The organism is Citrobacter sp. S55_ASV_140 (genome assembly GCF_018919505.1).
Lineage (GTDB): Bacteria > Pseudomonadota > Gammaproteobacteria > Enterobacterales > Enterobacteriaceae > Citrobacter > Citrobacter werkmanii.
Map to the genome: position 1 here is coordinate 1 of NZ_JAHLQZ010000466.1, position 230 is coordinate 230.

At 50.4% G+C, this 230-nt stretch carries 1 protein-coding gene; it reads right to left on the minus strand.

The window, feature by feature from the left end; translation table 11 throughout:
* A partial coding sequence (locus KQJ18_RS24550) for a pyridoxal-phosphate dependent enzyme (RefSeq protein WP_216423016.1) occupies window positions 1-230 on the minus strand: 230 nt, incomplete at both ends.

Below are 230 nucleotides of genomic sequence, written 5' to 3' on the forward strand. Positions count from 1 at the left end.
CCACAATATTCTTATTGGTAAAGGTTTCATCTTCCTGAAGTTTAAGCGCGGCAGCGACTGCGGCTCCGGAGGAGATACCAGCAAGAATACCCTCTTCTTCCATCAGACGGCGGGCGGTGGAGATCGCTTCTTCGTTGGTGATGGCAACCACTTTATCGATCAGTTTCAGATCCAGGTTACCCGGAATAAAGCCGGCACCAATACCCTGAATTTTGTGCGGACCTGGTTTC